General features: G+C 43.9%; 13 protein-coding genes and 3 pseudogenes. 9 read left to right on the top strand and 7 right to left on the bottom strand.

What is annotated here, in order from left to right; translation table 11 throughout:
• Window positions 1-26: 26 nt before the first annotated feature.
• Both AACV78_RS23070 and AACV78_RS23065 read right to left on the bottom strand, forming a co-directional pair.
• Window positions 27-353 carry a hypothetical protein gene (locus AACV78_RS23070; protein WP_194009789.1) on the bottom strand — a complete coding sequence of 109 codons (327 nt, stop codon included), beginning with the start codon at window positions 351-353 and terminating at the stop codon, window positions 27-29.
• Window positions 354-480: 127 nt separating this feature from the next.
• On the bottom strand, window positions 481-2433 hold the full coding sequence (locus AACV78_RS23065) for an FAD-dependent oxidoreductase (RefSeq protein ID WP_194009788.1): 1953 nt from the start codon (window positions 2431-2433) through the stop codon (window positions 481-483).
• Window positions 2434-2803: 370 nt separating this feature from the next.
• Here AACV78_RS23065 and AACV78_RS23060 point away from each other — a divergent pair, with 370 nt between their 5' ends.
• Both AACV78_RS23060 and AACV78_RS23055 read left to right on the top strand, forming a co-directional pair.
• Complete coding sequence (locus AACV78_RS23060) at window positions 2804-4483, top strand: N,N-dimethylformamidase beta subunit family domain-containing protein (protein WP_339383780.1); 1680 nt, start codon at window positions 2804-2806, stop codon at window positions 4481-4483.
• A 153-nt stretch (window positions 4484-4636) separates the two neighbouring features.
• Entirely contained in the window at window positions 4637-7003 is a 2367-nt protein-coding gene (locus AACV78_RS23055) for a CHAT domain-containing protein (protein WP_194009787.1), read from the top strand.
• Window positions 7004-7204: 201 nt separating this feature from the next.
• On the opposite strand, the gene AACV78_RS23050 is transcribed toward AACV78_RS23055, so the two are convergent.
• Window positions 7205-8014, bottom strand: coding sequence for an SDR family NAD(P)-dependent oxidoreductase (locus tag AACV78_RS23050; protein ID WP_194009786.1), 810 nt, complete (start codon window positions 8012-8014; stop codon window positions 7205-7207).
• Between the two features lie 581 nt (window positions 8015-8595).
• Window positions 8596-10026, bottom strand: a complete 1431-nt coding sequence (locus AACV78_RS23045) for a carotenoid oxygenase family protein (protein WP_194009785.1) — start codon at window positions 10024-10026, stop codon at window positions 8596-8598.
• A gap of 197 nt (window positions 10027-10223) precedes the next feature.
• On the opposite strand from AACV78_RS23045, the gene AACV78_RS23040 reads away from it, so the two are divergent.
• From AACV78_RS23040 to ctaD, 4 genes are all read left to right on the top strand, one after another.
• Complete coding sequence (locus AACV78_RS23040) at window positions 10224-11237, top strand: S66 peptidase family protein (protein ID WP_194009784.1); 1014 nt, start codon at window positions 10224-10226, stop codon at window positions 11235-11237.
• A 98-nt stretch (window positions 11238-11335) separates the two neighbouring features.
• Window positions 11336-12079 (top strand): class I SAM-dependent methyltransferase, encoded by a 744-nt coding sequence (locus tag AACV78_RS23035; protein WP_194009783.1) that lies wholly within the window; start codon window positions 11336-11338, stop codon window positions 12077-12079.
• A 328-nt stretch (window positions 12080-12407) separates the two neighbouring features.
• Window positions 12408-13409 carry a cytochrome c oxidase subunit II transmembrane domain-containing protein gene (locus AACV78_RS23030; protein WP_194009782.1) on the top strand — a complete coding sequence of 334 codons (1002 nt, stop codon included), beginning with the start codon at window positions 12408-12410 and terminating at the stop codon, window positions 13407-13409.
• 204 nt (window positions 13410-13613) lie between these two features.
• The gene (gene ctaD / locus AACV78_RS23025) at window positions 13614-15419 is read left to right on the top strand and encodes a cytochrome c oxidase subunit I (protein ID WP_194009781.1); all 1806 of its coding nucleotides are present in this window, start codon (window positions 13614-13616) and stop codon (window positions 15417-15419) included.
• 38 nt (window positions 15420-15457) lie between these two features.
• On the opposite strand, the gene AACV78_RS23020 is transcribed toward ctaD, so the two are convergent.
• On the bottom strand, window positions 15458-15652 hold the full coding sequence (locus tag AACV78_RS23020) for a hypothetical protein (RefSeq protein ID WP_194009780.1): 195 nt from the start codon (window positions 15650-15652) through the stop codon (window positions 15458-15460).
• A gap of 117 nt (window positions 15653-15769) precedes the next feature.
• Here AACV78_RS23020 and AACV78_RS23015 point away from each other — a divergent pair, with 117 nt between their 5' ends.
• Together AACV78_RS23015 and AACV78_RS23010 are read left to right on the top strand one after the other, a co-directional pair.
• The gene (locus tag AACV78_RS23015; protein WP_194009779.1) at window positions 15770-16393 is read left to right on the top strand and encodes a cytochrome c oxidase subunit 3; all 624 of its coding nucleotides are present in this window, start codon (window positions 15770-15772) and stop codon (window positions 16391-16393) included.
• 363 nt (window positions 16394-16756) lie between these two features.
• A complete protein-coding gene (locus AACV78_RS23010; RefSeq protein WP_194009778.1) occupies window positions 16757-17209 on the top strand; it encodes a transposase family protein in 453 nt (150 codons plus the stop codon).
• Here the strand turns inward: AACV78_RS23010 and AACV78_RS23005 are convergent.
• A pseudogene (locus AACV78_RS23005) lies at window positions 17187-17411 on the bottom strand (ISKra4-like element ISMae18 family transposase); the annotation flags it as partial. The gene AACV78_RS23010 and the pseudogene AACV78_RS23005 overlap by 23 nt on opposite strands.
• A gap of 121 nt (window positions 17412-17532) precedes the next feature.
• Between AACV78_RS23005 and AACV78_RS23000 the strand changes: the two are divergent.
• Window positions 17533-18531 (top strand): annotated as a pseudogene (locus tag AACV78_RS23000) (IS630 family transposase).
• A gap of 5 nt (window positions 18532-18536) precedes the next feature.
• On the opposite strand, the pseudogene AACV78_RS22995 reads toward AACV78_RS23000, so the two are convergent.
• Window positions 18537-18663: pseudogene (locus AACV78_RS22995) on the bottom strand (ISKra4 family transposase); the annotation flags it as partial.

Below are 18663 nucleotides of genomic sequence, written 5' to 3'. Positions count from 1 at the left end.
TTATGGCTTTATACTCATTCAATATTTTAACCGCAGATGCACCCAGATTGACACCGATGATTTTTTTGTTCGCAAGCTATGCCTTTTTTGATCGGCGAAACCACACCTACAAACCGTAATTCATCTGAATTCCTACTAAGATTGCTAACAAAGTCAGAAAGGCGATCGCTCCTAATCCTCCTAAAAGAGCTAAAAGTAGCGCCAAAAAAGCCGCAGCTTAGTTGTGCAGGACTGCATATCGGGCGATCGGGTTTATCCTCATCTTGGCGCGAGGTGGTATAGTAAATTGCACCGATCCCAACCCACCACAGGGGTACGAATAGCAAGATATATTTTGCGACTAAATTCCACACTAGGAACCCATTTTATTAAGGTTTGTAGTGAGGACTTTAGTCCTTCTATGGATGCGGACTAAAGTCCTCACTACGAACCCGTTTTTATTCCTGCAGACACTATCTAAAATCCACCCCGCTGCAAACCTTAGATTTTCAGCACGCCTTCTGGATTAACCGTTAAGAGCGATCGCCTCTGCAAACCTTCCTCATATAATATCGCATTAGCTGCTAACAAACCGCTGCTCACAGCCCTTTCCATTAAACCGCAAGGAAACGGCATTTTTACCCAATCTCCGGCAAACAAAAGATTAGGTACAGCGCAGCTAGTGTCTGGCCGTTCCGCATAACTACCGGGCGGATAACCGGAGAAATTCTTTTGATTTACCAATTCCCGGTGTAGCAGAGTCGCCGCTTTTAATTCCGGTACAATTTCATACAATTCTTCCTCAAAAGTAGCGAGCAAAACTTCCTGGTTGGGAAATTCTTTCTCCTTGTAACAGTAAGCGTGCAGTTCCACTACGCTACCGCCAGTTTTCTGATGCCACTCGATGAATTGATCTTGAATTTTGTGATAAAGTGTGATGCTGTCAGTCAGTTTGTAGCCGGAAAGCGAACTAAAATTGCTGTGTTCCCAGGGAAAATCGCGATCGAACCAAAAACGGCCCACCGCAAACGGATCGGCTATTTTCAAGCCCTCGATTCGGCTCTGCACCTGCTGATTTACTTCACCGCTAGCTAAACTAAACAAATGCTGCATTCCAGGAACATCTGCAGCAAAAACATAGTAATCAGCCTGCAATGTTTCTCCCAATTTTTGCGGTTGTGATTGGTTTACTGCTGCTGCCAACTGTACCTCATCTGCTTTTTTATCGACTACCTTAAATCTGGGTAAATCCCGCTGAGCAGGCCCGCTCACAACTCGTCCCTCAGCATCAAAAACTGCTCCGTGACAGGGACAGTGAAATTGACCGTCGTTTTGTTTCTGAACTGTGCAGCCTTGGTGAGTGCAGCTTAGAGAAATTGCTTCTTTTCCTCCGGGGGCGCTGGCAAATACGCTGTCTCCCGCGCCGAAATATTCTGTAGAGTTACTGTCAGTTAACAAGGCGTTTCGTTTGACCCAAAAAGGCACTTTACTTTGCACATCTCCCGACTGATAACTCAGAGAATCAATCCTGCCGTTTTCCCAGTGAATATTGCTAACTGCGACATCTGTTAATACTTTGCCGCCTTTGCTTTCAATGGCTCTGGCAATAGGCTGCACCAAACTTGTACCCATATCTTGCCGCGTGCCGTTGAAGGCCAAACCTTCGGGATTTCCGAAAAAGTAAAAGTGGAAAAATTGCATTAATTCTCCGACGCTCAATTTGTCGGGAGCGTTGAGGCTGGATTTGGCAAAAGGCAAAAAATACAAGTCGTAAAGTCCGCGCGGAAATTCACCTTTTACCCAATCAGCAACTGATATATTGTCGAGGCGATCGAAAGTTTTTTGCGTTTGAAAGCCGCCAATTTCTCGAAACACTTCCCAGTGAGCGGGTTTTGTCAGGTTGATTCCCCACTTGAGACGGTTGGGAGAAGATATCGCCAGGTCAACTATATTCCAGGGGAAGGCTGAATGGTTGGGACGGAAAACTTCTGGTTGGTATTTTCCGTCTCTAAACAGGACGGCGTAGGATTCTAAAGATACAAAATTATCGGTAATTTCTAATTCTTCAACTACACTTTTGAGGTTGTAGTATTGCGGAAAAAAACCGTGAAAACCGTGTTCCATCATGAAGGTTTCGTTCCCGACTTGTATCGGCCAACTAGCTATTTTGCCTCCGAGTTGGGGAGATTTTTCTAGTAGCGTCACCGCGAAACCTCGCTGACACAGTTCGTAAGCGCAGGCGAGCCCGGCTAAGCCGCCTCCGACAACTGCTACGGTTTTGCGGTTATTCAGCATTCGCGGTAAGTCAAGAGAATCTTGACCAAAAACGGCGGGTTCTGGCTTGGAAAATCGAGAGTAGCCCAGCAGCCCGCCGGCGGCACCGACTCCGAGGATTTTGAGGGCGGTTCTTCGAGAAATTGGTTGGGATTGTGGTGGATTGGTTGATTGACTCATCAGCGATACGCGATAACGGGCTTTAAACACAAGGACGCCATAAGGCATAATCATAGACCCAAATCAGGCTATGTGAAGAAATACTAAGATATATCCCCCGATCGGATCGCCTTTGACACGCCCAAAAACCCATATCGTGTCATTTACTCGCTTAGTGGTGAACCCCAATTTGTAGGCGGAAGTTCAAGCTTCCAGATTCAATCATGCTAGTAAATCTTAAATCTTAAATCTTACATCTGCTGACCAAATGTTTTCACACACAATCTATCCGAGGTATGATGTCTTCTTAGTTAATCTCAATTAATGTAACGCCTGCTACACCCAAACCAAACTGTAAAATCTATCACCTGAAATTCAGAGATTTAAACCAGTGACCGTTAAACTATTGTGGAAATTGCGCCGTCGAGAGTTTCTGAAAGCTTTCTCACTCGGCTTGATCGCTCCTTTTTTTTATAACAGCGCAGCACATTCTCAAGACTATTTAAATCTAAAAAAAAGTACGCTAGCCGTTAATCCCACAGCCCGAGAAAACCAAAAACCAGGCACTGCAGACTGGCAGTTAGAAAATCCTGCAAACAAGCGAGAAATTGAAGGTTATGCCTCTCTGACCAGTGTCAATCTGGGCGGCGAAATTAAATTATTTGTCAATACTAAAGAGCCTAATTATACCATAGAAATATTCCGCACCGGATGGTATGACGGACTAGGCGGCCGCCGGATGACTGACCCAATTTTGCGGAAGGGAATCAGACAGCCTCCGCCGAGAGAAGATGAAGCATCGGGACTGATAGAATGCGATTGGAAAGACCCGTATATTTTACAAATTGGCGATCGCCCGAATGACTGGACAAGCGGCATTTATTTAGCCAAACTAACCGCCAGCCGAACCTCCAAGCAAAGTTATATTATCTTTGTCGTGCGGGATGACGATCGCAAATCCGCCATTTTATTTCAATCCAGCGTTACCACATTTCAAGCCTACAACAATTGGGGCTACAAATCGCTTTACCGCTGGAACAGTCAAGCCAAACAAGCCTACAAAGTTTCGTTTAATCGGCCCTACGCCATGAGTCCCAACCGCAAAGCAGCTTATGGCGTAGGTGCGGGGGAATTTCTGACCAACTTTCAGCCAAAAAGGAGAACTTCGAGCGCTGGCTGGGAATATAATATGGTCAGGTGGCTGGAAAAAGAAGGCTACGACGTTAGCTATGCTACCAACATCGACACGCATTTTAATTCCGAATTGCTATTATCTCACAAAGTATTTTTGTCCGTAGGTCACGACGAATATTGGTCAAAGAATATGCGGTTAAATATAGAAGATGCCAGAAATAATGGAGTAAGTCTCGGTTTTTTGGGTTCTAATACTTGCTATTGGCAAATTCGCTTAGAACCGAGCAGAATTACTGGAGAAATTAACCGTACTGTTGTTGCTTATAAAGAAATGGCAGATTTAGATCCGCTCAACGGATTTAGAGCAGAAGTTGGCGGAGTTAATTTACCTTTAGAAATAGCCGCTGCTGGAGAATTAAAGTTAGGAATTGGGCAACCGGGACGCGACCCAATAGCTACTTCCAATCAATCGCCGGCACTCTATTCCTTGGTGACTGGCCGCTGGCGAGACCGCGCTGTCGGTCGTCCCGAAGATGCTTTAATCGGAGTTATGTACGAAACATTTCAGGTTAATTCTGATATTGTAATTGATGAAACGGCCCCCGATTGGCTGCTAGAAAAAACTTCCTTAAAAAATGGCGACAAATTGTCTGGACTGTTGGGCTACGAAGTTGATCGAATGTTTGGCAATGCCCCGAAAAATATAGTTCGCGTCGCCCATTCTCCATACCCTTACGGCGGGGGCACCCGCCATGCTGACATGACGATTTATACCGCAGATTCCGGGGCAAAAGTATTCGCTACGGGTTCAATGCAGTGGGTTTGGGGATTGGACGATTTCAACGCGCCACAGTTGCGGGATTCGGTTGTAAATACCGGGGCTCAACAGATAACGCGAAATGTTTTGGCCAAGCTGTTAAATTCAGCTAAACATTGAATTAATTATCAGCTATCAGACGATGCTTTTACTTCGATTGCTGAGGGGATAATCTCAGAAGGAGTTTTCCAACCAGAAGGACGATTATACCCTTTCTCAAAAATGTGAGGTAACAGTTAGATTTTTCTTAATTCCTAAATTACACCAACACCAATGAATCTCAAAAAGCGGAAAACCTGGTTAATAATAGCAGCAATAACAACATTTATATCTTGTTTCCAAATCCCTATTTTAGCTCAAATTGTCAGAGTCCCGAAAACCAACAGCCAACTAATCGCTGCCCAAAATCTCCAATCAGCCGGACTTTACCGCCAAGCTTGCAATAGTTTGCTCCCTGTTTTAGAAATTGGTAATTTCAACTGCCAAAGCTTAATCGACAATCAACTATCTCCGACAGAAAAGGCGACAGTAGAAAACTTGGCAGAAAAGGAACTCAGCGCATCGGGATTGAGAACTTTAGGCGATGTACTGCGCGTCACGGGTGCTTTGAAAACTTCCGCAATCATGTTAAACCGCAGTTTAGAAATTGCCCAAAATTTGCAGTTAAATGAAGCTATCAGCGCCGCTTATCTCAGTTTGGGAAATCTCCAGCGAGCGATCGCCAAACGGCAAGAAGATATCCGCAAGGATGCTAAGGTTAATTATGCCCAAGCTTTGGATTTTTACGAAAGGGCGATCGCCCTTGCTGCCAAAACCGAACAATTGCAAGCTAAATTAAGTAAACTGAGCCTGCTTGTGGAAACTCAACCAGAATCAGATATCAGCAATTTGTGGCAAGAAATCCAGTCAAAAGTTGACAATTTGCCCGTCACCACTGAATCCATCTATGCCCGCATCGACTTTGCCGAAAGCCTGACTTGTTTGAAAGTGCAAACAATGGAGCGATCGCACATCGAGAAAATCTTACTACCTTTGTCGCCTGCAGTCCAACACTGTGCTGTCGCAGCCAAAAGTCAAACCCTAGGAAACCCAGAATTAATTTATGTTGCGAAACTATTGGCATCCGCAACCAAAGATGCTACAAAATTAGGCGATTTGCGAGCAGAATCCTACGCCAAAGGCAGTCTCGGCGAATTGTACGAAATCACCGGACAATTATCCGATGCCAAACAATTAACCACGGAAGCTTTAGGCATTGCACAGTCAATTCAGGCGGCGGATATTGCCTATCGGTGGCAGTGGCAATTAGGCAGATTGACCGTGAAAAGTAAGGGAGACAAAAAAAGTGCGATCGCAGCTTATCAAGCATCAGTTCAAACCCTCCAATCTTTACGCAAAGATTTAATTGCCGTCAATCCCGACGTGCAGTTTTCCTTCCGAGATAATGCCGAACCAGTTTACCGCCAACTCGTAGATTTACTCGTAACAACTGAGGGAAACACTCAACCAAATCAAGCAAATTTAGAACAAGCCATCCAACAGATTGACGCACTTCAACTAGCCGAAATCGAAAACTTTTTGCGGTGCAGTTTATCTCCTACCGTTGCCATCAATCAAATACCCGATCCTGAAGCTACACTCATTTATCCAATTATTTTAGAAGACAAAATAGCACTAATTTTTCAAGTAGCAGGAAAGCCCCTGACATATCGCGAAACTCCTGTACCTCGAAAAACAGTAGAAACTACCCTGCAACAACTCCGAAAGAATTTGCAAACACCGGGAAATAATCCTGAAGTAATAGCGGATGCCAAAAAAGTCTACCAATGGTTGATCGCACCGCTGAAACCCGAACTCGACAAAAATCCTCAAATTGAAACATTAGTATTTGTCCTTGATGGCGATTTGCGGAACATCCCGATGGCGGTGCTTTACGATGAAAAAACCGAGCAATATTTAGTACAAGATAAATATGCGATCGCTATTTCCCCGCAACTCACACTTTTTGCACCTCAACCGCTACAACAAAAACTCAAAGTCTTCGTCGGCGGCATCGGTCAATCGCAAAACATTGACGGTAAACAGTTTGAAACCATCCAAAAATTAAAGGAAGAATTAGAAGGAATTAGCCAAAAAGTTCCCGCCAGTCAACCCCTGCTTGAGGCAAATTTCACCAAAGCCAATATTCAAAATAAGCTCCAAACAGGCAACTTTTCAGCAATACACCTAAAAACTCACGGCGAATTCAGTTCAGACCCAGATGAAACCTATATTGTGGCTTACCAAAAACTCCTGAAAGGTCAAGATATCGCTAATTTAATTGAAACCGAAACTCCGCAGCAGCAAACTAATATTGAATTGCTTGTTTTGAGTGCTTGTCAAACTGCATCGGGAGATAACAGAGCAGTTTTAGGACTTGCGGGAATAGCGGTGCGTGCGGGGGCGCGCAGCACTTTATCAACTTTGTGGGAAGCGCAGGATGCACCAAATACGGAACTGATGTTACGGTTTTATGAGGAACTGTCGAAACCCGGCATGACTAGGGCAAAAGCGCTGCATTTTGCACAAAAGTCTCTGTTGGAAAGATATGAGCCGGCGAATATTTGGGCGACATATATTTTAGTTGGCAATTGGTTGTAATACCATTTCTCTAAATCATGCAATACTCTTTGACCCCCCCCTAGCCCCCCCGAGCTCGCGGGGGGGGACAAGAATACTGTTGCATTATTTTTTGAAATTGGTATAAATTAACAGGTTTGTAGTGCGGACGGTCGTCCGCACTACAAACGGTTTTTGTTACGGTAATCGACTAGACATCATATTAGTCGATCGCCCGTTAGCCTAAGCCTCGCGCAATTTGCGATCGTCCCGCGCTCCATTGCGAAGTTTTGGAGTTGCCATCCGCAACACAAAATCTAGCAACCAAGGAGCAATTCGGTGACACAAAACTGCTAAATGACTTTGGTATCCCACCAAGATTTCCGGCGCATCTTTGTGCAATCCCGCCACAAGCGCTAGGGCAACTTTTTCGGGAGTTGTGGGCACTACCCAGCGAAATTGTTCCAAGTCTCGCACCATGTCGGTATCTGTTAGAGATGGCAATAAAGCTGTGACTCGAACATTGTACTGAGTTAACTCGCTACGCAAGGCTTGGGTGAATCCCAAAATTGCAAATTTTGTAGCAGAATACGTCGCCATTGTCGGAGCCGCAATTTTGCCCATCAAGCTCGAAACATTGACAATTGTTCCCTCTTTTTGCGCCGCCATTCGCTTCGCAATCAAGCGGGTAATTGTGTAGGTTCCGAGCAAATTTAAGGCGATTTCTTCCTCGATTAACGGTAGCGGGGAACGCAAGAATGATGCTTGGTGCGCTACGCCCGCACAGTTGACTAGCAGGTGAATTGGGCCGCAATCGCGCCAAGCTTGGGCGATCGCAATATTCACCGCTACTGACTGAGTTAAATCTAAAGCTAACGGCACTATTTCTGTACCAAAAACATCGATTTCCTCTGCCAGTTCAATTAATTGCCGGCGGTTGCGCGCTACTATTACCAAGCGTTTGATTCCTTGTCGCGCTAATTCTAGGGCGATCGATCGCCCAATTCCGCGCGAAGCTCCTGTCACTAGAGCTGTTTTTCCTTGAAGTTGCATACATTAAACCCTCTGGATTTGAAGTGATCGCCGCGCGCGGAGTTATAAGTTGCGAGTTATGAATTTTGTGGAGTTAATTCAAAACTTTTGAATCGCCAACGCGCGCGCGAGTTAAACTCAACTAAACCGTGACTTATGCAAAAAATCCTTCGATGTGGTATTGCTGTAAGGTGCTTGTGGGCGAACCGTACAAACAGAGTTTGTGCATAAGTCCTCTAAACTTTTGGTTGGCAGAAATTTGCTAAAAATTTGCCAGAAATTTGCCAGAAATTTGCCAGAAATTTGCCAGAAATCTGGCTGCTATACCTTACTCAAGCAGATAAACTTGAGATTGTAAAACAAGGTAAGAAATCTTACCGAATTTGGTTGGCTTAATTCCCCTGTTTGGTTAGTCAGCGCAGGCGGACTTTGTTTGTGCAGCCGCGAATTATATTCGCCGGGGATTTTTGAGCAATATAGAGCATCAATCACATACCTCCTAGATATGAGTTTTTCGCTTCTACACACACCTTAACAACTTGACAGAAAAGTGGCAACAATTTTTAATAAATCTTCCGCAACACTTCTTTACAATTTTCTCATCAGGCGGATTTCCAAGTACCGTGAAAGCTCAAAGGTATGACACCGGGCAATTCTAGCTGACAAATAGGAGTGCTGTTTAGTCCGTCGCTGTCAAATATCCAGACTTCGCTGCTATCAGAATTCCCATCATAAACAACTGTCAAAATCCAACCTTTCTCCGAGGAAATATCTGGAACGTAGACGGGTTCTGTGGGATAGCGATTTTCGCCGCAATCGGCAATTGTGAGATTTCGGGTTTGTGTGTCCAAACGGGCGATCGCCCCGTAACGTTCCGCTACAATATCAACATCAGGCCGATACATTGCCAGATAAATATACCGCGAATCTTGACCAATTTCGGAAGCAGGTACAACCGGAAACTCGCAAGCTTTATCCAGCAATTGTTCGGCTGCTATCACCTCGGCAGTTTCAGGATTTAAACATACCCGCCACAGAGAACCTTCCGCGTCAGTGCGAGTTTCACCTGTCGGTACTTCTTTCAGTCGCTGATTAGTTTGAAAGTCAGCGAAACGCACAAAATCTACCGCCACCGAACCATCTTCCTTGACAAAACCGTTAGCAAAGTGCCACTGAAACCAAGCATCAGTTTCGCCGCAACTAACTAAAGATAGAGTTTCCGAATCAATAACTAATATCTGCGTTTTTAACTCAGGTTTCCAGTCAAACGAGTCGCCATAACTACTAATTCCAGCTAACACTGGCAAAACATTGAGTCGAATCGGCGGCACAAAAAATATTAGATACTTTCGGGCCAAAACAAAATCGTGTACGAGAGAAATCCCCTTTAAAGGAATAGTTGCTTTTTGCACGATTTTGCCCGTACAATCGCTTTTATACAAATTTAACTTGGGACTCGCACTGCTGGTAATTCCAAAGTTAAAAATATTGCCAGTAATCGGGTCGCGCTTGCAGTGAGCTGAATAAGAAAATTTACTATCTAAATTGCCTAAATTGTCGATTCCTTTAGTTTCCAGAGTTTGCAAATCTAGGCTGTGAGGCGGGCCGCCTTCCCATAATGCCAAAAGGCGATCGGGTAAAGCGAAAACTGAAGTATTGGCAGCATTTTTAACAGATTTAGTCCACCGCAACCACGCAGGCCCCGGTGCTGTCATGCCATAATTAGTGTAGATAAATCTATTAGCTTTTTCTTCAGCTTGATATCCCGCTGTTTGCACGTAGCGATAAACAGCAGCAGCACCGACATCGGTAAAATGAACTGCCAAAATTGCACCGTCGCCATCAAACCAGTGTCCCGCAGTCATGCCGCCGCGTTCCAAACGTCCGGGCCCGTTGCGATAGAGACTGCCGCGCAATCCGTCGGGAATTTTACCGCTTTTAACCGATAGCTGAGTCAACGGAAACTCCGCAGCCGGAGTGGCTAAAGCTTTAGCCCAGGATTTTTTAGCTGAGATGTTAGTGTCTGTTTTCATGTTAAACTGGCAATTTTTAACTGGGCTGGCAGCAATTTCAATATACAATTATAGCAGAAGTTATCTATAGCCGTTCTCAAGCGAGTAAAGTATTCACCAATTAATTAACAATTCCTCAAATCTAAAATCTAAAACTCGTACGCTCGCGAAGCCGAAGTATCTAAAATTTCACTTAATTTAAAAATGGTATAACATTTATGACGATCCCCCGCCGCTATCTGCTCAAAACTTTTGGGTTGACTGCTATTGGCACGATACTTTTGCCTATCGCCCAAAACAACATTTTCCCCCAAACAATTATTAAGCCTCCCCGCCTGCAAGTCGGTGATACAGTTGCTTTAATCAATCCTGCCGCTTTCAGTTACGAAAAAGAAATCCTGGATTTTTTTAAAGTATTGGATAACCTGGGTTTAAAAGTTAAACTGGGAGAGCATTTTTACGACCGCTACGGCTATTTAGCAGGGAAGGATGCCGATCGCGCCGCCGATGTCAACAGCGCCTTTGCCGATAACTCAGTGCAAGCTATTTTTACCGGGATGGGCGGCTGGGGCTGCAACCGAATTTTGCCGCTCCTAGATTATAATATTATCCGCAACAATCCCAAAATAATTATGGGATTTAGCGATATTACAGCGCTTTTATTAGCGATTTATGCTAAAACTAATATAGTTACTTTTCACGGCCCTTTAGGTGTCTCAAGTTGGAGTCCCTTTACAGTAAATTACGTCAAAAAAGTTTTGTTTGACGGAGGTGCTGTCACCATGCAAAACTCCCAAAGCGTGCAAGTTCAAGTTATCCGGCGCGGCACAGCTAGGGGAAAACTAATCGGCGGCAATTTATCAGTAATTGCAGCAATGGTAGGCTCTACTTATTTGCCGGAATGGGAAAATAGTATTTTGTTTGTCGAGGAAGTTAGCGAAGAAGTTTATCGAATCGATCGAATGTTGACGCAGCTTAAATTAGCGGGCATTCTCGATAAAATATCCGGTTTTATTTTCGGACAGTGTACCAAGTGCGAAGCTGAAAAACCGCAAGAGTCCTTAACCTTAGATCAAGTGTTGACGGATCGGATTCGCCCCTTGAATATTCCCGCGTGGTACGGCTCAATGACGGGACACATTCGGGATAAGTTCACGTTGCCGATCGGCAAAGAAGTCGAAATCGATGCAAATTCTGGTACAATCAAATTATTAGAATCCGCTGTCAGTTAAATCTTGAACTCTTCTCGATATTACCGAGGCAGAGCGAGGGGACGAGAAATAAATTTAAACACAAAATCAGTAAAATCGTGAAAAAAACCGCAAAATTAATGAAACCCTTAACAGTAATAATTTTGACAATTCTTTGCCTGTTGCCGCTCAATGCCTGTGCAGCAGCAGAAGCAAGTAAAACCGCCAATAGCGACACCATTTATCAGCAGCGAACAGTCCACAATCCCGATGGAATCGGCAAATTTTATATGGGTCGAGAAATTGCCCAAGTCATGGGATATGAAGGCGCTGGTTGGCTGGAAAGACCATCTCGCGGTATGGAAGAAAAATCCGCTCGATTAGTCAACAATCTCGATTTAAAACCAACTGATATTGTAGCAGATATTGGAGCCGGAACCGGGTATTTTAGCTTTCGCATCGCTGCCCTAGTTCCCGAAGGAAAGGTTTTTGCGGTTGACGTGCAGCCGGAGATGTTCAATTTTATTGAGTTGAACAAAAAAGAAAAAAATATCACTAATGTTGAGCCAGTTTTGGGCAGTCTAGACAATCCGAATTTGCCGGAAAATAGCGTGGATTTAGTTGTGATGGTGGATGCTTATCACGAGTTTGCATATCCTAGAGAAATGATGGAAGGAATTGTCAAAGCACTCAAGCCGGGAGGGCGCGCGGTATCGATCGAGTATCGGGGCGAAAATCCAATGATTCCCATTAAAGGCTTGCACAAAATGACCCAAAAACAGGTAAAAAAAGAAATGGCCGCCGTCGGTTTAGTATGGAAAGAGACAAAAGATATGTTACCCCAGCAGCATTTAATGGTGTTTGAGAAACAATCTCAAGTTTAGTAACAAAAAACACAAATTGTTTACCATATTTTCTAAGTTTTGTCAAGGAACATAAGCCGTATTAATCTGAACGAGCGATCTCCCAAAAAAACTCATCTCAGTTTCACAAAAAAATGTAACCGCTGCTCTTAGCTCCAAACCCTTAGAGCATAAGTCATTCCACATCAAAAATATCAAATCAGCAGCAATCAAAAATGGTATAAGCCTTAAGTAAGCATTAAGATAGGGATTGCACTCAAAATGTCAATTTACAATTAAAAATTGACAACCCAGAGTTGCTTCCCTAATTGTTCAAGCGAAGAAGTGTCGCTACTACTAAGGTACCAGCGTGAACATTCCAAGTTCCATCATCACCATGCTCGCCGGCATCGGAGTGACTCTGATCAGTCTCTGGTACGGGCAGAATCATGGTTTAATGCCGATCGCCGCATCTGAGGAGGCATCCCAGGTAGACGGACTCTTCAACACAATGATGACCATTTCCACCGGACTATTTATCATGGTTCAGGGACTGCTGATCGTTGCTGCAATTAAATACCGCCGCCGTAAAGGAGACAACACAGACGGCCCGCCTTGGCATGACAACTTTCCTTTAGAAATTCTATGGACAGCCGTGCCAGCGGTGATAATTTTAGGAATCGGAGTCTACAGTTTTGAGATTTACAACTCAATGGGAGGCCTCGATCCGATGGGCAATCACGACCACGGCACCATGCAATCGCAATCTCAAATGCGCGGAAGTGCGATCGCGGCCACACTGTCAGATACACCCCAAAACGCCCCTAAAATTCCCTCTCAAAAGCTCGTTGCTCTTGGCGTTGGCGCATCCCCAAAAAATGAAAACAAAGCACCAGACTTAGTTGTAAACGTCATGGGCTTGCAGTACGCCTGGATTTTTAGCTATCCAGAAAGCGGCGTTAGTTCCGGCGAACTGCATATGCCAGCCAACCGCGACGTGCAGCTAAATATTGCAGCTCAAGACGTGCTGCACGCATTTTGGATGCCGGAATTTCGCCTCAAACAAGATGCAATTCCCGGCCGGCCCAGCGAACTGAGATTCACAGCAAATAAAGTCGGCGAATACCGGGTTGTTTGTGCAGAATTGTGCGGCGCTTATCACGGAGCGATGAAAGCTTTAGCATTCGTTCACACCCCCGAAGACTTCGATAGTTGGGTGAAGGAACAGCAAATTGCTAGCACTCAAAACTTAGAGGAAGCAATAGCAATTAATCCTGGGGAAATGTCAGACGGAGAATTTTTAGCTCCCTACGTCAGGGAAATAAAAATTAATCCAGAAACCCTAGAAAAACTTCACCCAAACCATCACTAAAAATAGTCCGTACCTTCATCTAAAAGTTTCGCAGTCAGGACTTTAGTCCGGCTCCCCAAGATAGCAGTGACTAAAATCCTTACTGCAAAAAGGTTCGCAGTCAGGACTTTAGTCCGGCTCCCGAGGGTAGAAAAAATTGAAAAAATTACTGCAAACTAAGATTGAAGTTTTCACGGCAAACTAGGAAGCCTTTATATTGTTCTTATGACACAAGCACAGTTCCAAGAAACAGCCAACCTTGAGGCTCGCGGCACAGCGCCGGCCGACAGACATTGGCGAGATTACTTCGGTTTTAGTACCGACCACAAAGTAATCGGCATTCAATACCTAGTTACAACTTTTGTCTTCTATCTAATCGGCGGCGTGATGGCGACAATAGTGCGAACCGAACTCGCCACCCCCGATAGCGATTTTGTCACCCCCGAACTCTACAACAGTTTATTTACCGTTCACGCCACGGTGATGATTTTCCTGTGGATCGTACCAGCGGGAGCCGGATTTGCTAACTTTTTGATCCCCTTAATGATTGGGGCAAAAGACATGGCATTTCCCAAGCTGAATGCGGTTGCCTTTTGGTTAATTCCAGTAGGCGGCGTATTGCTGCTGAGCAGTTTTTTGGTGGGAGCTCCGCAGGCAGGTTGGACTTCCTATCCGCCTTTGAGCTTAGTTACTGCTCAAGCGGGAGAAGAAATTTGGATTCTCAGCGTTTTGATTCTCGGAACTTCTTCGATTTTGGGAGCGGTGAATTTTGCCGTTACCATCTTCACGATGCGGGTTCCGAGCATGAGTCTCAATGAAATGCCTTTGTTTTGCTGGGCAATGATTGCGACGGCAGCGCTGACTTTAATTGCTACTCCCGTGTTAGCTGCAGCTTTGATTTTGCTGTCGTTTGACTTGTTAGCGGGGACGGCATTTTTTAACCCGACAGGTAACGGCGATCCCATCGTCTACCAGCATTTATTCTGGTTTTATTCGCACCCGGCAGTTTACATTATGATCATGCCCTTTTTTGGGGTGATTTCAGAAGTTTTGCCGGTGCATTCGCGCAAGCCAATTTTTGGTTATTTGGCGATCGCCTATTCCAGTCTCGCGATCAGCTTTTTGGGCTTAATCGTGTGGGCGCACCATATGTTCACCAGCGGCACTCCTGGCTGGCTGCGGATGTTTTTCATGATCACAACTATGATCATCGCCGTGCCCACTGGGATTAAAATATTTAGCTGGTTGGCCACTATTTGGGGAGGAAAACTCCGCCTAGTTAGCGCCATGCTATTTGGGATGGGTTTTATCTCAACATTCGTCCTCGGCGGCATCACCGGGATCATGGTAGCTTCCGTACCTTTTGACATTCACGTTCACGATACTTATTTTATCGTCGCTCACTTACACTACGTGCTGTTTGGCGGCTCAGTGTTTGGAATTTACGCTGCTTTTTACCACTGGTTCCCCAAAATGACGGGGCGGATGCTTAACGAATTTTGGGGTAGAGTTCACTTTGTTTTAACCTATGTGGGCTTTACTGTAACTTTCTTGCCAATGCACGCTTTGGGGATGCAAGGAATGCCCCGGCGGGTGGCAATGTACGACCCGAAATTTACCACGATTAATGTCATTTGTACGATCGGCGCTTATATGCTGGCAGTCTCGACAATCCCGTTTATTGTTAACGTGATTTGGAGCTGGAGATACGGCCCGAAAGCAGGCGACAATCCTTGGGAAGCTTTGAGTTTGGAATGGATGACGACTTCCCCACCGCCGATCGAAAATTTTGAAGGAGTGCCGGTATTAGCAACCGGGCCTTACGATTACGGCATGGAAAAAATTCAGCATACTGGGGAACGTCTCAGGCTGAAGTTGAGGGAAAATGCCACCCGCAACGCCAAGAAAGAAGGTATTCCGATTGCAGAGGCTCAAGCTTCAACTTTCTTTGGCGGTACTGCAACTTTAGTCGCTCCTGAATCAGAAACAAAAGCTGATTCTCCTGCGGATGAAAGTCAAGATGACAATTAGTCATCAGTCATGAGTCATCAGTCATTAGTCATTAGTCATTAGTTATTGCTCGTTGCAATAGGAGAACTTGCAACTAATGACTTTTGACCGCACAGCAGCGATGTACCGATAAATTTTTTCTGTTTCTTCCTTCTTCCATCGGACTGATGACGTTGTACGGAAAGCTCGGAGGCGACAGCAAAACATGACTGATGACTGATGACTAATGACTTCTTCCATCGGACTGATGACATTGTACGGAAAGCTCGGAGGCGACAGCAAAACATGACTAATGACTAATGACTAATGACTAATGACTAATGACTAATGACTAATGACTTCAAAATCCCATTACCAACTAGCAATTTATCATGCAACAAATTCCAACGATAGATCCAGCAAAAACAGCTCTCAATTACCACCACAGCGCCGAAATAGAAGGGCACGAAGAGCATCCCGACCACCGAATTTTAGGGGTGATTGTGTTCTTGGGCGCTGAAGGCATGATTTTTCTCGGTATGTTTGCGGCCTATTTGATTTATCGAGCGATGGCCCCGGCGTGGCCGCCTGAAGGTACGCCCGATCGCGAGTTATTGCTGCCGGGAATTAATACTATAATTTTGATTGCTAGCAGTTTTGTGATTCACAATGCCGATACTGCAATCAAAAAGAACGATGTGGCGGGTATGCGGAATTGGTTGCTTGCAACTATCCTCATGGGCGTTGTTTTCTTGTGCGGTCAGGTTTACGAATACACTCATTTAGAGTTTGGCCTGACAACTAATTTGTACGCTAGTTGCTTTTACGTTTTGACTGCTTTTCACGGCTTGCACGTTACGTTTGGAGTGCTGCTGATGGCCGGGGTAGTTTGGCGATCGCGCGTGGAAGGTCATTATTCTAGCGAACACCACTTTGGCATCGAAGCTACGGAGATTTACTGGCACTTTGTCGATGTGATTTGGATTGTTTTGTTTGTACTGTTGTACGTGATTTGAACCTGTAGGTAGTTCTACTTAGGGGCAGCCTTCTTGCCTGCCCCACCAGAAATTAATATGACCCCCGTTGGGGGTTTTTTATTGTTTGCAAAGTGCGATCGACCTTTATATCGTTTCCGGTTGCATCGGAATGATTTAACCTTACTAGAACACAGAGAACACAGAGAGAAATGAATACAGGACGATGAAGAGAGGAATTGATATTATACCAATTTTAAAAAAGAATGCAACAGTGTTCTTGTCCCCCCCCTTTACAAGGGGGGGCTAGCAGGGTGGATTAATTGTCAGGGGAAAAAGGTATGATAGAAGAGGTAATCAAGTCTGCCCCGGACGGGTAAACTATAATTATGGGGTGAATTAGCAATGAATTTAATTGAAGCAATTAAAGCTGTTCCAGACCATCGACATTCGAGAGGTATTAGACATGAACTTTGGCTGATATTAACAATAATTTTGTTGGGTAGTTGCACGGGATATTGGGGGTATAAGCCCTTGGTAGAATTTACAAAAAATCCTCGAAAAAACCTCATAAAATTATTGGCTCTCCCGCCTGATATTCGGTTTCCATCAGATTCAACGTTTAGAAATATAATTCAAGCATTAGATTTTGAGATTTTAGCAGTTCTTTTTAATGTGTGGTGTAAACAAACATTATCAATAGACGAAGGAGAATTGATGGCAATGGACGGAAAAAGTATTAAAAGCACCTTAACAGGTGGCAACAGCTCTTACCAAAACTTTGTCACTATGGTTTCCGTTTATAGTCATCATCAGGGAGCATCCCACTTTTTGACTAAGCAGAAACACCTAGCTTGATGTCATTATTTAAATACGCACATCTCAGTCTTAAAATTTGAGGCACATTTTTTTCGTTCCACTGTGCACCTACAATCTTAATTCTTGCTCCAATCTGTTTAATTAAAGACTCTACAGCTCCCGAACCAATGTCAATACCCTGCTGTTGATAATTCTGGTAATCTGGGATTCTTGACTGATGTTTTCGCAGATATTTCTGGAACCTTTCACTCCCTTTACTCGCAACACCAACAAATTCGGCTAAGTACCTCAACAAAATTAATTACACAAATCAACTAATATGATATACTGAAAATATCAACTTGTATTCAAAGAAATTTTATATGTTTTTACTTCGAGATATCAATCCACTTTCGTTGAAATTGCTAAACCGAATTTATCGCGAAAGCAGACATCATCAAGTGCGTCAAAGAGCACAATTTTTAATTTTGCTTTCACAAAATATCAAAAATAAAAATTTGATGAAAATTTTTAAAGTTAGTTATAAGACCATGTATAACTGGTTGAATCGATGGGAATATGAGGGAATGCTCGGATTATATAATAAACCCGGTAGAGGCAGAAAAGAAACATTTAATTCCGCACAATCAGATCAAATCAGAGACTGGGTAAAATTGCAACCAAAACAATTAAAGGAAGTAGTACAAAAAATCAAAAAAGAATGGTCTATTAATATAAGTACCGAAACAATTAAGAGAATAATTAAAAAAAAAGAATGAGTTGGCATAGGATGCGTCGAGGTGTTGGCGGCAAGCCAGACCCCATAGAATACAAGGAAAAAAAAGAAAAGTTGTCAGAATTAAAACAACTAGAAGATGAGGGGAAAATTGATTTATACTATTTGGATGAGTCCGGATTTTGTGGCATCCCTTGTGTCCCTTATGGATGGCAAGATATTGGTGAATATTTGTCAATTGATAGTCGTAGAACTAAGCGTTTAAATGTCTTGGGAATCATGAATCGGCAAAACACTCTTCATGCTTATGTTTCAGAGCAGACTATTAATTCGCTCTGTAATTATAGCCTGCATAGATACTTTCTTTGCTGTGGTGGAGCGACCAACATTTATTGTAGTAGATCAAGCTTCTATTCATACTAACAATGGCATATTTGAGAAAATTGAAGAATGGAAAGAACGCGGTTTAACTATATTTGAATTGCCGACTTATTCACCTAAATTGAATTTAATTGAGATTTTGTGGCGGTTTATAAAATATCAATGGATCGAAATAGATGCCTACTCTAGCTGGCAATCTCTTGTTTCATCTGTAGAAAGAATTCTTAAAGAATTTGGAGATAATTATGTAATTAATTTTGCTTAACTACTTATGGCTTCTACTGTTGACCCTTGCCACAGTTGGTTCTGCGCTCTCCTCAGTCGTTTGAGCGAACCTCCTACTCTATGTAGATTTTCTATTCCCCTGATACCAATCTAGTACCTCTCTTCGAGAGCT

The sequence above is a fragment of the Tychonema sp. LEGE 07196 genome (assembly GCF_963890365.1).
Taxonomy (GTDB): domain Bacteria; phylum Cyanobacteriota; class Cyanobacteriia; order Cyanobacteriales; family Microcoleaceae; genus Microcoleus.
The sequence above is the reverse complement of the archived record's forward strand: the minus strand, read 5'-3'. Positions and strand labels throughout refer to the sequence as shown.

Excerpts from the sequence above, each read along its gene's own strand:
- AACV78_RS23065 (WP_194009788.1), bottom strand. The coding sequence starts at position 2,433 with ATGAGTCAATCAACCAATCCACCACAATCCCAACCAATTTCTCGAAGA.
- AACV78_RS23055 (WP_194009787.1), top strand. The coding sequence starts at position 4,637 with ATGAATCTCAAAAAGCGGAAAACCTGGTTAATAATAGCAGCAATAACA.
- AACV78_RS23050 (WP_194009786.1), bottom strand. The coding sequence starts at position 8,014 with ATGCAACTTCAAGGAAAAACAGCTCTAGTGACAGGAGCTTCGCGCGGA.
- AACV78_RS23045 (WP_194009785.1), bottom strand. The coding sequence starts at position 10,026 with ATGAAAACAGACACTAACATCTCAGCTAAAAAATCCTGGGCTAAAGCT.
- AACV78_RS23040 (WP_194009784.1), top strand. The coding sequence starts at position 10,224 with ATGACGATCCCCCGCCGCTATCTGCTCAAAACTTTTGGGTTGACTGCT.
- AACV78_RS23035 (WP_194009783.1), top strand. The coding sequence starts at position 11,336 with ATGAAACCCTTAACAGTAATAATTTTGACAATTCTTTGCCTGTTGCCG.
- ctaD (WP_194009781.1), top strand. The coding sequence starts at position 13,614 with ATGACACAAGCACAGTTCCAAGAAACAGCCAACCTTGAGGCTCGCGGC.
- AACV78_RS23020 (WP_194009780.1), bottom strand. The coding sequence starts at position 15,652 with ATGTCATCAGTCCGATGGAAGAAGTCATTAGTCATCAGTCATCAGTCA.
- AACV78_RS23015 (WP_194009779.1), top strand. The coding sequence starts at position 15,770 with ATGCAACAAATTCCAACGATAGATCCAGCAAAAACAGCTCTCAATTAC.
- AACV78_RS23010 (WP_194009778.1), top strand. The coding sequence starts at position 16,757 with ATGAATTTAATTGAAGCAATTAAAGCTGTTCCAGACCATCGACATTCG.